At 70.8% G+C, this 13641-nt stretch carries 10 protein-coding genes; 5 read left to right on the top strand and 5 right to left on the bottom strand.

What is annotated here, in order from left to right; all coding sequences use genetic code 11:
- Positions 1-41: 41 nt before the first annotated feature.
- The 4 genes from AC4D2O_RS06015 to AC4D2O_RS06000 form a co-directional block, all read right to left on the bottom strand.
- A complete protein-coding gene (locus AC4D2O_RS06015; protein WP_490905804.1) occupies positions 42-740 on the bottom strand; it encodes a hypothetical protein in 699 nt (232 codons plus the stop codon).
- Complete coding sequence (locus AC4D2O_RS06010; protein ID WP_490905800.1) at positions 737-2116, bottom strand: serine/threonine-protein kinase; 1380 nt, start codon at positions 2114-2116, stop codon at positions 737-739. The genes AC4D2O_RS06015 and AC4D2O_RS06010 overlap by 4 nt, the downstream gene beginning before the upstream one ends.
- Before the next feature lie 217 nt (positions 2117-2333).
- Positions 2334-3746, bottom strand: a complete 1413-nt coding sequence (locus AC4D2O_RS06005; RefSeq protein ID WP_490905797.1) for an MFS transporter — start codon at positions 3744-3746, stop codon at positions 2334-2336.
- A gap of 198 nt (positions 3747-3944) precedes the next feature.
- Positions 3945-5345: an NAD(P)H-quinone dehydrogenase gene (locus tag AC4D2O_RS06000; protein WP_490905794.1), complete on the bottom strand. Its 1401-nt coding sequence runs from the start codon at positions 5343-5345 to the stop codon at positions 3945-3947.
- A gap of 127 nt (positions 5346-5472) precedes the next feature.
- On the opposite strand from AC4D2O_RS06000, the gene AC4D2O_RS05995 reads away from it, so the two are divergent.
- From AC4D2O_RS05995 to AC4D2O_RS05980, 4 genes are all read left to right on the top strand, one after another.
- On the top strand, positions 5473-6273 hold the full coding sequence (locus tag AC4D2O_RS05995; protein WP_490905792.1) for a purine-nucleoside phosphorylase: 801 nt from the start codon (positions 5473-5475) through the stop codon (positions 6271-6273).
- A gap of 99 nt (positions 6274-6372) precedes the next feature.
- A complete protein-coding gene (locus AC4D2O_RS05990) occupies positions 6373-8130 on the top strand; it encodes a phospho-sugar mutase (protein ID WP_490905790.1) in 1758 nt (585 codons plus the stop codon).
- A gap of 30 nt (positions 8131-8160) precedes the next feature.
- The gene (gene deoC / locus AC4D2O_RS05985; RefSeq protein ID WP_490905786.1) at positions 8161-8841 is read left to right on the top strand and encodes a deoxyribose-phosphate aldolase; all 681 of its coding nucleotides are present in this window, start codon (positions 8161-8163) and stop codon (positions 8839-8841) included.
- 34 nt (positions 8842-8875) lie between these two features.
- Positions 8876-9169: a hypothetical protein gene (locus tag AC4D2O_RS05980; RefSeq protein ID WP_490905782.1), complete on the top strand. Its 294-nt coding sequence runs from the start codon at positions 8876-8878 to the stop codon at positions 9167-9169.
- 103 nt (positions 9170-9272) lie between these two features.
- Here the strand turns inward: AC4D2O_RS05980 and mfd are convergent, their stop codons facing one another.
- A complete protein-coding gene (mfd, locus tag AC4D2O_RS05975; RefSeq protein ID WP_490905779.1) occupies positions 9273-12872 on the bottom strand; it encodes a transcription-repair coupling factor in 3600 nt (1199 codons plus the stop codon).
- A gap of 256 nt (positions 12873-13128) precedes the next feature.
- Between mfd and AC4D2O_RS05970 the strand changes: the two genes are divergently transcribed.
- Positions 13129-13626, top strand: coding sequence for a DUF2505 domain-containing protein (locus tag AC4D2O_RS05970; protein WP_490905777.1), 498 nt, complete (start codon positions 13129-13131; stop codon positions 13624-13626).
- Positions 13627-13641 lie beyond the last annotated feature (15 nt).

Below are 13641 nucleotides of genomic sequence, written 5' to 3'. Positions count from 1 at the left end.
GCCGGGCAGCCGAGCGTAACCGCCGCGATCGACGTCCGGCGTCACTGGTCGTCGGGCTTGCCCTTCCTGCCTGACTCCTCAGCTTTCTCAGCAGCCTTCTCAGCGGCTTTCTCAGCAGCCTCCCTGGCCTTCTCCTCGGCCTTGCGCTGCTGTTCGGCCGCCTTGTCCGCGGCCCTGCCGCCCTGTTCGCCCGGTACGGCATCCTCACCCGCTGCCTCCTCACCGGCGTCCTCCGATCCCGTATCCGGGCCGTCCTCCGCATTCTCCTCCGGGATCGGGGCGGGTGCAGGCTGGACCGGAGCAGGGGTGGGTGCCATCGGCGTGGGTTGCGCGGGAGGAGCGTACGTCGCATCCGGCGCCGGCGTGTCGGCCGACACCTCGACCGGCGCTTCGGTCGGTCCCGCCGGCTCCTTGCCGGGCACTCCGGTCGATGCATCGTCGGCCGGTACCCGGCCGGCCTCGAGGGAGGCGATCACCGCGTCGATGCGCAGACCGATCGTGGTGGCCCGGTCCTCGGTGACGGTGCCCGCTGCGCGGGCCGCGTCCACCTCCTGCTTCAGGCTCTGCGCGAGGGCGATCGCTCCCACCGCGTCACCTGCGGCAGCGGCCGAGGCGATGCTGCGAACCTCGGCCTGGAGGTCGCTCGCCGTCGCGGTATCGATCGCTGGCGCCCCGCACCCCGTCAGGAGGACGGCGGCAGCGACCAGCACCGCGACTCGGGACCTCGTGGTACGGCTCATGGCTTCACGCTTTCGTAGAGTTCCTGCAGTCTCTGGCCTGTCTCGCCGGTCACCGTGGGCAGGGGCTCGACGGCGGGGGCGGGATCGCCACCGATATTCAGGACGACGGCCCAGAGCGCCACCGCCAGGACCACGACAGCCAGCACGGCGAGCAGCCAGAAGGAACGACGGCGGCGCCCTCGTGAGGCGGTGCCTCGCGGCGGAGCGTTCCTGGCCGCTGGAGTGCTCGGCCCCGATCGGGTGACGGCGTCTGCGGCATCGGTCTCGGATTGTTCCGGCGGCAGAGGACGCTCGGCGCTGATCGGGGACGACGGACGAACGGACGGACGAACGGACGGCCGATCGAGCGGCGCGGACGCAGCGAGCGCCGTGGCGTCGGCGTCGGCGTCGGCGTCGGCGTCGGACATCCGCGCCGCGTCGTCCTGCTGGACCGGCAGGCCCTGCGGAACCGGTACGCCGGAAGCCGGCAGAGCGGTGGTCGGCACGGTTCCACCGAAAGCCGGCATGGCCGCTGTCGGGGACTCCGCGACGGGCAGGACCGTGGTGGTCCCGTGATCGTGCTGCTGCGGGCCCATGGCCGTCAGGGCCCGGACCACCTGCGCGGCATCGGGTCGGTCGGCAGGCTCGTCGAGGGTCATCGACACCAGGAGCGCCGACAGCGCAGGACCCGCAGAATGCGGGATGGACGGGCTACGGTGCAGGCGCGCCAGTGCGCTCTCGACCCCGGTGCCGGGGAACACCCGGTCTCCGGTGAGGGCCTCGATCATCACCAGGCCGAGCGAGTAGATGTCCGAAGGCTGCCCCACGCCGTCGCCCCGGGTCTGTTCCGGGCTGAAGTAGGCGGCACTCCCGATGACCTGGCCGGTGGCCGTGACGCGGGTGCCGTCGAAGAACCGGGCGATCCCGAAATCGGTGAGGAGGTAGCGGAACTGGCCGCTGTCCGGATCGGCCTGCCGAGTCAGGATGTTGGACGGCTTGATGTCGCGGTGCACGATCCCCCGGCCGTGGATGTACTGCAGCGTCCGCGCGAGGTCCAGCGCCATGACCCGGACGTCCTCCTGACCGAGCGGCCCTCCGGCCTTCAGCAGGTCCCTCAGATCGGGGCCGTCGACGAGCTCCATGACCAGATAGGCGGCGCCGTCGTGCTCGCCGCTGTCCATGTCCAGCACGCGGACCAGACCCGGGTGGTCGAGCCCGGCGAGCATCCGGGCCTCCGCGGACCCGCGCTCCAGACCGTCGGCGGTGCCGGGCCGGAAGATCTTGATGGCGACGTCCCGCTCGAGCCTCGTGTCACGGGCGGAGAAGACGTCCGCCATACCCCCGGCCCCGATCCGCTCTCCTACCGCGTACCGGCCGGTCAGTGCCTGCTTCTCCATGCCACCCGCTTCTACTACCCCGTCGACCCGCGTCCGGGCACACGAAGTCCTCGCGCCGCACCGGAACCGGTATGCCACCGGTCCTTCCAGTCTACGATGCGCCCCGATGACGGCGCCGGGGCCGCGGCGCAGGACACCCAGGAACGACGGCGGCGCCGCACCCGGGCGGGTGCGGCGCCGCCGAACGGGCTGAGGAGCCCGTGATCGGGAAGCCGGGTCAGGCGACGTTGTTCTCGTAGTCGTTGTCCCGGGTCTCGCGCGAGATGTACAGCGCGATGAACGTCAGGACCGCGGCGACCGTCAGGTAGGCGCCGACGAGGACCGTGCTGCCGCCGGCAGCCTGCCACAGGGCCACCGCGATGAAGGACGCGGGTGCTGCGCCGATCATGCTCGACACGTTGTAGGCCACGGCGGATCCGGTGTACCGGACGTTGGCGGGGAACAGCTCGGGCAGCACCGCAGCCATGGGTCCGAACGTGAGTCCCATGAGGATGAACCCGATGATGAGCAGGGCCATCGCGCCGGCAGTCCCCGCGGCGAACAGCGGCGCCCACAGGAGACCGAAGACGGCGATGCCGACAGTCGTGGCGAGCAGCATCTTGCGGCGGCCGAAGCGCTCCGCGAGCGGCCCCGACACGATGGTGAAGATGCCGAAGAACACGACGCCGATGATGAGCATCCACAGGAAGTCGGTCCGTGCCATGCCGAGGCCGGGCACGAAGGCGGCCTCCTGCGCCGCGGTGAACTGCTTGCCGGCTGCTTCCGCGCGGGCCTGTGCCTGCTCGAGGCTCGACGGCGCCGTCCCGTAGGTCAGCGTGAAGGCCGTCATGAAGTAGAACAGCACGTAGGTGGCGAACATGATGAAGGTGCCGAGGATCAGTGCACGCCAGTGGAGGCGGAACGTGGTGCCGAGCGGGACCTTCACCACCTTGCCCTCCTTCTGGACCTTCTGGAAGGACGCGCTCTCGATCAGCTTCAGCCGAACGTAGAGGCCGATGACCACCATGACGGCGCTCAGCAGGAACGGAACCCGCCAGCCCCAGTCGAGGAACGCCTCCGGGCTGAGCGTGCTGCTCAGCAGGACGAACAGCAGGTTGGCCAGGATGAAGCCGATCGGCGCTCCGAGCTGCGGGAACGTGCCGTAGACGGCGCGCTTGCCCTCGGGCGCGTTCTCGGTGGCCAGCAGCGCGGCGCCGCTCCACTCACCGCCGAGGGCGAGCCCCTGGAGGAAGCGCAGCACCACGAGCAGCAGCGGCGCCAGGAAGACCCACCCCTCGTTCGTGGCCGCCGGGAGCAGGCCGATGAGGAACGTGGCGATACCCATGGTCAGCAGGGAGGCCACGAGAGTGGCCTTGCGGCCGATCTTGTCGCCGAAGTGGCCGAACACGATGGAGCCGAGCGGGCGGGCGACGAACGCGACGCCGAAGACGGCGAAGGAACTCAGGAGCTGGTTCGCGGACGTCTGGTTCGGGAAGAACAGCGCCGGGAACACGAGCACGGCGGCCGTGGCGTAGATGTAGAAGTCGTAGAACTCGATCGTGGTCCCGATGAGGCTGGCGAAGATCACCTTGCCCCGGGAGTTCAACGGTTTCGTGGTCCCGCTGGCACCAGCGGCGGTGGAGGAGGTCATGGTTGCGGCTTTCTCATACGAGGCACCGCCACCGGGTGCACGAAGCTCCCGCGGCACGGCGCCCGCGCTTCACTTGAATCCTGATATCAGACCACCGGCGTCCAGCACGTGGATAAACGTGTCCACATGTTGGACGCCGGGAACCGGGCAGGGCCGGGAACCGGGCAGGATCGGTGTGGGGCGGGCGGCAGCGCTGCGTCAGAGCCGCACGTGCAGGCGCCGCGCCGCCTCCGAGATGGACCCGGTCAGCGACGGGTACACCGTGAACGTGTTGGCGACGTCGTCGACGTGCAGCTTCTTGGTCACGGCGAGCGCGAGCGGGAAGATCAGCTCCGAGGCACGCGGGCCGACGACGACGCCGCCGATCACCGTGCCGGAGCCCTTGCGCGAGATGACCTTCACGAAGCCGTCCTTGACGTTCATCATCTTCGCGCGCGCATTGGTGTGCAGGGAGAGCTTCACGATGTCGCCCTGGTACCGGCCGGACGCGATGTCCTCCTCCGTCACGCCCACCGTGGCGATCTCGGGGGACGTGAAGATGTTCGACGCGACCTGCTTGAGCTTAATGGGGCTCACGGAGTCACCCATGAGGTGGGCGATGGCGATCCGGCCCTGCATCGCGGCCACCGAGGCGAGGGCGAAGACACCCGTGCAGTCCCCCGCGGCATACACGTTCGACGCCGTCGTCCGTGAGACGCCGTCCACCTGGATGTGCCCGGACTCGCTGACCGCGACCCCGGCCTCCTCGAGGCCGATCCCGCTCGTGTTGGGGACGGCCCCGACGGCGACGAGGCAGTGGCTGCCCTCGACCGTGCTGCCGTCACCGAGGGTCACGATCACGCCGGTGTCGGTGCGTTCCACCGAGTTGGCCCGCGAGCGGGACAGCACGGTCATGCCGCGGTCCTTGAAGACGCCCTCGAGCACCTCCGCGGCGTCGGCGTCCTCCCCCGGGAGCACGCGGTCCCGGCTGGAGATGAGGGTGACCTTGGAACCGAGACCGTTGTAGGCACTCGCGAACTCGGCTCCGGTCACACCCGAGCCGACGACGACCAGGTGCTCCGGGATCTCGCGGAGGTTGTAGAGCTGCGTCCAGTTGAAGATACGTTCGCCGTCGGGCATGGCGCTCGGCAGTTCGCGCGGCGTGGAGCCGACCGCGAGCAGCACGGCGTCGGCCTCGACGATGGTGGTCTCGCCGTCGGCCTCGACCTCGAGCCGGTGGTCGTCGAGCAGCTTGCCGGTGCCGATGAGCACCCGCACTCCGAGGCGTTCGAGGGTGGCGCGGATGTCCGAGGACTGCTCGAGCGCGAGCTTCAGCAGCCGCTGGTTGACCTTGTCCAGGTCCGCGTACACGGCGCTGTCGGCGGAGAAGTGCACCCCGAGGCCGCTCGCGTCCGTGAAGCGCGTCATGGTGTCCGCGGTGGCGATGAGGGTCTTGGACGGCACCACGTCCGTGAGCACCGCGGACCCGCCGAGGCCCTTGCGCTCCACGATGGTGACCTTCGCGCCGAGCGACGCCGCAACCATCGCCGCTTCGTAGCCGCCGGGGCCGCCACCGAGGATCGCGAGGCGCAGTGAACTGAAATCGAGTTGGTTCGTCACCGTCCGATTATTGCCCATACCACCGACATGCCCGAACGGCGCGGGCGCGGCGCGCGGACAGGACGGCGGGGCGTCCCGTCCAGCGGCCGCAACGCACCGGGCAAGTGGTAGCGGGTAAGTTGTAACGGTGACTTCTGATCCTTTTGACCTGGCCCGCGACGCTGCCGACCACATCGCCCGAGCAACCGGCATCGACCGGCACGACACCGCCCTCGTCCTCGGCTCCGGCTGGGGCGAGGCCGCCGAGCTGATCGGCGAGACCACCCACACGCTCGACGCCGCGGAGATCCCCGGCTTCTCGGCTCCCGCCGTCGTCGGCCACACCGGCACCATCCGCTCCGTGCTGACGCCCAACGGCAAGCGCGCGCTCGTGCTCGGGGCCCGCACCCACTTCTACGAGGGCAAGGGCGTGCGGGCCGTGGTGCACGGTGTACGCACCGCGGCGGCTGCCGGTGCGACGACGATGATCCTCACCAACGGGTGCGGCGGCTTGAAGGAGCACTGGCAGCCCGGCACACCGGTGCTCATCAGCGACCACATCAACCTCACGGCGTCCTCCCCGCTCGAGGGTGCGACGTTCGTGGACCTGACGGACCTCTACTCCTCGCGCCTCCGCGACCTCGCCCGCAGGGTCGATCCCACCCTCGAGGAGGGCGTGTACGCGCAGTTCACCGGCCCGCACTACGAGACGCCCGCCGAGGTGCAGTACGCCAGGCGGATCGGCGCCGACCTCGTGGGCATGTCCACCGCGCTCGAGGCCATCGCCGCCCGGCATGCCGGCATGGAGGTCTTCGGCATCTCGCTCGTCACGAACCTCGCCGCCGGCATCAGCCCCGTTCCGCTCTGCCACACCGAGGTCCTCGAGGCCGGACAGGCAGCCGGGCCGCGCATCTCCCGCCTGCTGGCCGACATCGTCGCCGCCCTCTGACCCAGGTCACCAGCGCACCAGCGCACCAGCCATCTGCAGCACGCGGGCCCTGACCGGCGCCCGTCGGACTTCCTCCGCCGACCCACGTTAGGGGCCCGCATGACCACCTCGGAACTGGACACCCTCCTCACCACCGCGGATGCCTGGGCCGCCGCGGACCCGGACCCGCAGACCGCGGAGGAGCTTCGCGCGGTCGTCGCGCACGTGCGCGCCGGTGACTCCGCCGCCGCCGCCGCAGAACAGGACCTGCGGGACCGCTTCTCCGGTCCGCTCGCCTTCGGCACCGCCGGCCTGCGTGCCGCCCTAGGCGCCGGGCCGAACCGCATGAACCGCGTGGTGGTCCGTCGGGCCGCCGCGGGCGTCGCCGCACACGCGCTCGATCTCGCCGCCGGTTCCTACGCTCCCCGCGCCGTCGTCGGCTTCGACGCACGCCACAACTCGCGGATCTTCGCCGAGGAGACCGCGGCGATCTTCACCGCCGCCGGGATCGAGACGTTCCTCATGCCGCGCGAGCTGCCGACGCCGGTGCTCGCCTACGCCATCCGCGCCCTGGAGTGCGAGGTGGGCATCATGGTCACCGCGAGCCACAACCCGCCGCAGGACAACGGGTACAAGGTGTACCTCGGCGGGCGCGCCGTGGAGGAGGACGCGCGCGGCGTCCAGATCGTGGCACCGCACGACGCCGGCATCGCCGCCCGCATCGAGGCCGCGGACCGCATCGAGCTCGCCTCCGACGGCTGGACCGTGCTGCCGGAGACCATCGAGACCGACTACGTCGCCGCCGTCTCCGGCCTCGCCGACCCGTCCAGCCGGGACCGCGACCTGAAGATCGTCCTCACGCCCCTGCACGGCGTGGGCGGCCGCACCGCCCGCGCGGTCCTCGCCGCGGCGGGGTTCGACGACGTCACCCTCGTGGAGCGCCAGGCGGAGCCCGATCCGGACTTCCCGACCGTCGCCTTCCCCAACCCGGAGGAACCCGGAGCGCTGGATCTCGCGCTCGAGACCGCCGGGCAGGTCGGCGCGGACCTCGTGATCGCCAACGACCCTGACGCCGACCGCGTGGCACTCGCGGCGCTCGAGCCCGCCACGGGCGCGTGGCGCATGCTGCGCGGCGACGAGGTGGGCACGCTCCTCGGCCTGCACCTCGCCGCACGCCTCACCGCGGCGTCGCGGGACGGCGGCGGAACCGACGCTGCCCGCCCCGACGCCCTGCGCCAGGGCGTCTTCGCGAACTCGATCGTGTCCTCGCGCCTCCTCGGACGGATCGCGGGCGTCTCCGGGATCGGCCACGCCCAGACCCTGACCGGCTTCAAGTGGATCGCGCGCGTGCACGACCTGGCCTTCGGGTACGAGGAGGCCCTCGGGTACTGCGTGGCACCGGAGGTCGTGCGCGACAAGGACGGCATCTCCGCGGGACTGCTGCTGGCCGAGCTCGCCGCCGCCACCAAGGCCGCCGGCCGCACGCTCTTCGACCTGCTCGACGACGCGTTCCTGGTCCACGGGCTGCACGCCTCCGACCAGCTCTCGGTGCGGGTGGGCAGCCTCGGGCTCCTCGGCGCGATGATGAACCGGCTGCGCGAGAACCCGCCGACGTCGTTCGCCGACTCCACGGTGAGCGCGGCCGAGGACCTCGCCGGGGGCTCCGCGCAGCTGCCGCCCACGGACGGGCTCCTGTACCTGACGCAGAACGGGACCCGCGTGATCATCCGGCCCAGCGGCACCGAGCCGAAGCTGAAGTGCTACCTCGAGGTGGTGGAGCCGGTCGGGTCCGCCGCCGAGCTCGGTGCCGCCAAGGAGACCGCCCGCGCGCGCCTCGATGCCGTGCGGCGCGACGTCGGCGAGGCGCTCGGCCTGTGAGGCGCCGGGCGACATGGAAGGATGGAGGACATGCCTAACGACGTTTCCCTCGCCTCCTACATCGACCACACCCTCCTGAAGCCCGAGGCCAGCCGTGAGCAGATCCTCACCGTGTGCCGCGAGGCGGTCGAGTACTCGTTCAAGTCCGTCTGCGTGAATCCCCTCTGGGTCAGCACCGTGCGCACGGCCGTGAAGGGCTCCGGCGTCCTCACGTGCTCGGTGATCGGCTTCCCCCTCGGGGCCACCACCACCGAGTCGAAGGTCTTCGAGGCCCGCGGCGCCGTGGCCGACGGCGCCGACGAGATCGACATGGTCATCGACATGGCCGCCGCCCGCGCCGGCGAGAAGGACGTGCTGCTGGCGGACATCCTCGCCGTCGCCGACGCCGTGCACGAGCAGGGCGCGATCCTGAAGGTCATCATCGAGACGGCGATGCTCACCGACGAGCAGAAAGTGCTTGCCTGCGAGGCCGCTGTCGAGGCAGGGGCCGATTTCGTGAAGACCTCCACGGGCTTCAACGGTGGAGGCGCCACGGTCGAGGACGTCGCCCTCATGCGGAAGACCGTCGGCCCGGACATCGGCGTGAAGGCCTCCGGGGGCGTCCGCTCGCTCGAGGACGCCCGCGCCATGATCGACGCCGGGGCAACGCGTATCGGTGCCAGCTCGGGAGTCGCTATCGTTAAGGGTGAACAGGGCGCGTCAGGCTACTGACGGCGCAGCAGATCCAGCACGCAAGGAGACCGTAATGTCACACGAAGCCAACGCCAGGGCCGAGGCCCAGCCCGCCCACGCCGGCAAGGGCCACCTCGTCGGGAACATCCTGGTGTTCGTGATCATGTTCGGCCTGTTCCTGCTCGGGATGTACCTGATGACCTGGTTCACCCCGCAGGACGTGTGGCCCATGGCAGCGATCATCGTGCTGGCCTTCATCGCGTTCTTCGTCCCGCAGGGCATCCTGGGGCGCGCCGACACCGGCTACAACCTCGCCCAGGGCAACCGCACCGACGAGAAGGAGACGTCCGCGGGCGTCAGCTCCTAGCAGCGGCGGCACACCGCCGCTCCCCCATCGCAGAAGAGGCCGTCCCCGAGGGGGCGGCCTCTTCGCGTGAGGGGCGCGTATCCGGCCGGCGGGGGCCGCAGGGCTAGGGCGTGAACACCGTCTCGAGCACGTCCTTCGCCCAGCCCAGGATCTCGGCGTCCACGAGGTCCCTGCCGCCGATCCTCGCGGTCTTCGGTTTCGGCACCAGCACCGCGTTGAGCGCCGGCTTCACCGCGGCGCCCGGGTACATGCGCGTGAGCCGCATCTGCTTGGACTCCGGCAGCTCCGCCGGGGCGAACTTGATGAAGTTGCCCTGCAGCGCCACGTCCGTCAGCCCGAGGGCACGGGCGCTCACCCTGAAACGCGCGACGGCGATGAGGTTCTCCACCGCGGCGGGCGGCTCGCCGTAGCGGTCCTTGAGCTCGGCGACGACGGCGTCGATCGCCTCGTCCGTCACGGCGGCGGCGAGCTTGCGGTACGCCTCGAGGCGCAGCCGCTCCCCCGGCACGTAGTCGTGCGGCAGGTGCGCGTTGACGGGCAGCTCGATCTTCATCTCCGCCGCCTTCTCCTCCGCCTCGCCCCGGAAGTTGGCCACGGCCTCGCCCACGAGGCGGATGTAGAGGTCGAACCCGACGCCCTGGATATGGCCGGACTGCTCGCCGCCGAGCAGGTTGCCCGCCCCGCGGATCTCGAGGTCCTTCATGGCCAGCTGCATCCCCGCACCGAGCTCGTTGTGGGATGCCACGGCCTTCAGCCGCTCGAGGGCCACCTCGCCGAGCGGCTTCTCCGACGGGTACAGGAAGTACGAGTACGCCCGCTCGCGACCACGGCCGACGCGGCCGCGCAGCTGGTGCAGCTGGGACAGTCCGTAGGAGTCGGCCCGGTCCACGATCAGCGTGTTGGCGTTGGAGATGTCCAGCCCGGTCTCGATGATCGTGGTGCACACGAGCACGTCGAACCGCTTCTCCCAGAAGTCCACGATGATCTGCTCGAGCCGCGACTCCGTCATCTGCCCGTGCGCGACGGCGACGCGCGCCTCGGGCACGAGCTCCTTGAGGTGCGCCGCGGTCCGGTCGATCGACGAGACCCGGTTGTGCACGAAGAACACCTGGCCCTCGCGCATGAGCTCGCGGCGGATGGCGGCGGACGCCTGCTTGTCCGTGTACGGGCCCACATAGGTGAGCACGGGGTGGCGTTCCTCCGGCGGGGTGGCGAGCGTGGAGGTCTCGCGGATACCGGTGAGCGACATCTCGAGCGTGCGCGGGATCGGTGTGGCGCTCATCGCGAGGACGTCCACGTTGGTGCGCATCTTCTTCAGCGCCTCCTTGTGCTCCACGCCGAACCGCTGCTCCTCGTCCACGATCACGAGCCCGAGGTCCTTGAAGGAGATCTCCTTCGACAGGAGCCGGTGCGTGCCGATCACGACGTCGACGGCACCCGAGGTGAGCCCTTCCGCCGTCTCGCGCGATTCCTTCGCGGTCTGGAAGCGGGACAGGGCCCTCACGCGCACCGGGAAGCCGGAGAAGCGCTCGGAGAACGTCTCGAAGTGCTGCTGCACCAGCAGCGTGGTGGGCACGAGCACGGCCACCTGCTTGCCGTCCTGCACGGCCTTGAACGCGGCGCGGACGGCGATCTCGGTCTTGCCGTAACCGACGTCGCCGGAGACGAGCCGGTCCATGGGGACCTCGCGCTCCATGTCGGCCTTGACCTCGTTGATGGTGGTCAGCTGGTCGGGCGTCTCGACGTAGGGGAACGCCTCCTCGAGCTCGCGCTGCCAGGGCGTGTCCGGTCCGAAGGCGTGGCCGCGGGAGGCCATGCGCGCCGAGTAGAGGCGGATGAGCTCGCCGGCGATCTCCTTGACGGCCTTGCGCGCCTGGTTCTTGGTCTTGCTCCAGTCGGAGCCGCCCATCTTGCTGAGGGCCGGCGCGTCGCCGCCCACGTAGCGCGTCACCTGGTCGAGCTGGTCGGTGGGCACGAAGAGCCGGTCCCCCGGGGCGCCGCGCTTGGACGGCGCGTACTCGAGCACGAGGTACTCGCGTGTGGTGCGGGTGGGCCCGGCGCCGGTGGAGCGCTGCATCAGCTCGACGAACCTCGCCACGCCGTGCTGCTCGTGGACCACGAAGTCGCCCTCCTTGAGCTGCAGGGGGTCGACGGCGTTGCGGCGGCGCGAGGGCATCTTGCGCATGTCCCGGGTGCCCGCGGCGCTGGTGCGGCCCAGCAGGTCGGCCTCGGTGAGCAACCCGATCTTCAGGCCGTCCACCACGAACCCGCGGCCGGCGCACGCCGTCGTGATCTCGATGATGCCCGGCTGCGGAGTGCCGTCGAGGGAGTCCACGCGGCTCGCAGGGATGTCGTTGTCGTGGAAGAGCTCGGCGAGGCGCTGGGCCGGACCGGGGCCCTCGGTGGCGACGACGACGCGCCACTGGTCGCGCACGCGCCCGCCGATGAACTCCATCATCTCGGCGACGTCGCCCTGGTAGCCGCGGGGCTCGCGAGCGTGGAGCGTGAAGCTGTCCACGTCGCTCAGCTCCTCGTCGGCGCCGAAGGACGTGATGCCCCACCACGCCACCGAGTTGGCGAGCGCCGTCGAGCGGGTGTCGGTGAGCGAGCGGAAGCTCGCCTCCTGCAGGTCAGTGCCCAGGGCTCCGCCGAGATCGAGCGGCGCCGCGCCACCCTCGGACGCCGTCGACCATGCAGCGGCGAGGAACTCCTCGTTGGTGGCGGCGAGGTCGTGGGCGCGCGCCCTGACCTTCTCGGGCTCGATCACGACGGCGATGGACCCGGGCGGCAGCTCCCCGGCGAACGGCACCATGGCGTCCACGAGCACGGGGGCGAGGGACTCCATGCCCTCGACGGCGATCCCGCCGGCGATCTTCTCCAGCATGGCGGCGGCGGCCGGGAGTTCGGACTGCAGCTTCGCGGCCCGGGACATGACCGACGGCGTGATGAGGATCTCGCGGCACGGCGGCGCGTACAGGGCGGCCGGCGGCTCCCCCGACGTGAGGGAGCGCTGGTCGGCGACGGCGAACCACCGCATCTGGTCCACCTCGTCGCCGAAGAAGTCCACGCGGATGGGGTGGTCCTCGGTGGGCGGGAAGACGTCGATGATGCCGCCGCGCACGGCGAACTCGCCGCGGTGCGTGACCATGTCCACGCGCGCGTAGGCGGCGTCGGAGAGGGCCTTGACGACGTCGGAGAACGCCACCTCGTCACCGACCTTCAGCGCCACGGGCTCGAGATCACCGAGCCCGGCGACGAGCGGCTGCACGACGGCGCGGATGGGCGCCACGATGACCTTGACGGGCGGACCCTCCGGGTGGGCGAGCCGGCGCAGCACGGACAGGCGTCGGCCCACGGTGTCGGAGCGGGGTGAGAGCCGTTCGTGCGGCAACGTCTCCCAGCTGGGGAACTCCTCGATGGCGCTCTCGGGCAGGTAGCTGCGCAGCGCCGAGGCGAGGTCCTCCGCCTCGCGCCCCGTGGCGGTGACGGCCAGCACCACGGGCGCCGCGTCGTTCCCGGGGGTCCCCGGACCCGACGACGCGAGCCCGTCGACCATCTCGGCGATCAGCGGGGCGCGCAGGCCCGCGGGGGCACCGATCTGCAGATCCGCGCTGCGCTGGTCCACAGGTCGCGACGCATTGGTGCGCACGCGGGCGTAGGACGCATCCTCGGCCAGGGCCGCGCGCAATCCGTTAAGGCTCATCTGTTCGGGACTCCTCAGGCGGTGGTTCCTCCGTCCCGTCCCGTCACCGGCGAAGCGCAGCGGCAGCGGTGCTGGGACAGCACGAAAGCCCGGAAAGACGAATCGTTCCCGGGACGTCTCCACACTACCAAGGGGCCCTGACGCTTTCCCGCCCGGGCAAGTGGTCCCCGGGCTGCCGTGGGGCAGGCCGTAGGATTGCCGGAAGACCCCTGCGTACCGCTCCCTGCGGTCAGCGCGCCGAAATCCCGGAGGAACCATGGCTTTGAACGCGTCCACCACGCTCCCCTACGACGCCCACACGGTGCTCGGCGTCTTCACCGACGAGGGCTTCGTGCGTCACATGAGCGAGTACGTCGGCGGCACCCTGGAGTCGCTCACTGTCGACGGCGACACCGCCGGGGCGTTCACCCTCACCGCAGTCCGCACCATGCCGACCACCCGCCTGCCGGACATGGCCCGCAAGTTCGTGGGCGAGACCCTCTCGGTCACGCAGACCGAGCACTGGGAGGCGCCCGCAGCGGACGGCTCCCGCCAGGCCTCGCTCGAGATGACCGTCGCCGGCGTGCCCCTGAACGTGTCCGCCGTCCAGCGACTGATCGCCCAGGGCACCGACACCGTCGTGGACCTGCAGGGCAACGTCACCTCCTCCATCCCGTTCCTCGGCGGCAAGATCGCCGGCGCCGCGGAGCCCATGATCGGCAAGGCCCTGAACGTGCAGGCCGTCGAGGCCCGGAAGTGGCTCGAGAGCCGCTGACGCACGATCGTCCAG

Source organism: Arthrobacter sp. TJ-238, from assembly GCF_058269215.1.
This window is presented reverse-complemented; position numbering and strand designations above follow the sequence as displayed.

What these genes read in the sequence shown, in the direction of transcription:
- AC4D2O_RS06015 (WP_490905804.1), bottom strand. Translation starts at nt 740, where the DNA reads ATGAGCCGTACCACGAGGTCCCGAGTCGCGGTGCTGGTCGCTGCCGCC.
- AC4D2O_RS06010 (WP_490905800.1), bottom strand. Translation starts at nt 2,116, where the DNA reads ATGGAGAAGCAGGCACTGACCGGCCGGTACGCGGTAGGAGAGCGGATC.
- AC4D2O_RS06005 (WP_490905797.1), bottom strand. Translation starts at nt 3,746, where the DNA reads ATGACCTCCTCCACCGCCGCTGGTGCCAGCGGGACCACGAAACCGTTG.
- AC4D2O_RS05990 (WP_490905790.1), top strand. Translation starts at nt 6,373, where the DNA reads ATGACCACCTCGGAACTGGACACCCTCCTCACCACCGCGGATGCCTGG.
- deoC (WP_490905786.1), top strand. Translation starts at nt 8,161, where the DNA reads ATGCCTAACGACGTTTCCCTCGCCTCCTACATCGACCACACCCTCCTG.
- AC4D2O_RS05980 (WP_490905782.1), top strand. Translation starts at nt 8,876, where the DNA reads ATGTCACACGAAGCCAACGCCAGGGCCGAGGCCCAGCCCGCCCACGCC.
- mfd (WP_490905779.1), bottom strand. Translation starts at nt 12,872, where the DNA reads ATGAGCCTTAACGGATTGCGCGCGGCCCTGGCCGAGGATGCGTCCTAC.
- AC4D2O_RS05970 (WP_490905777.1), top strand. Translation starts at nt 13,129, where the DNA reads ATGGCTTTGAACGCGTCCACCACGCTCCCCTACGACGCCCACACGGTG.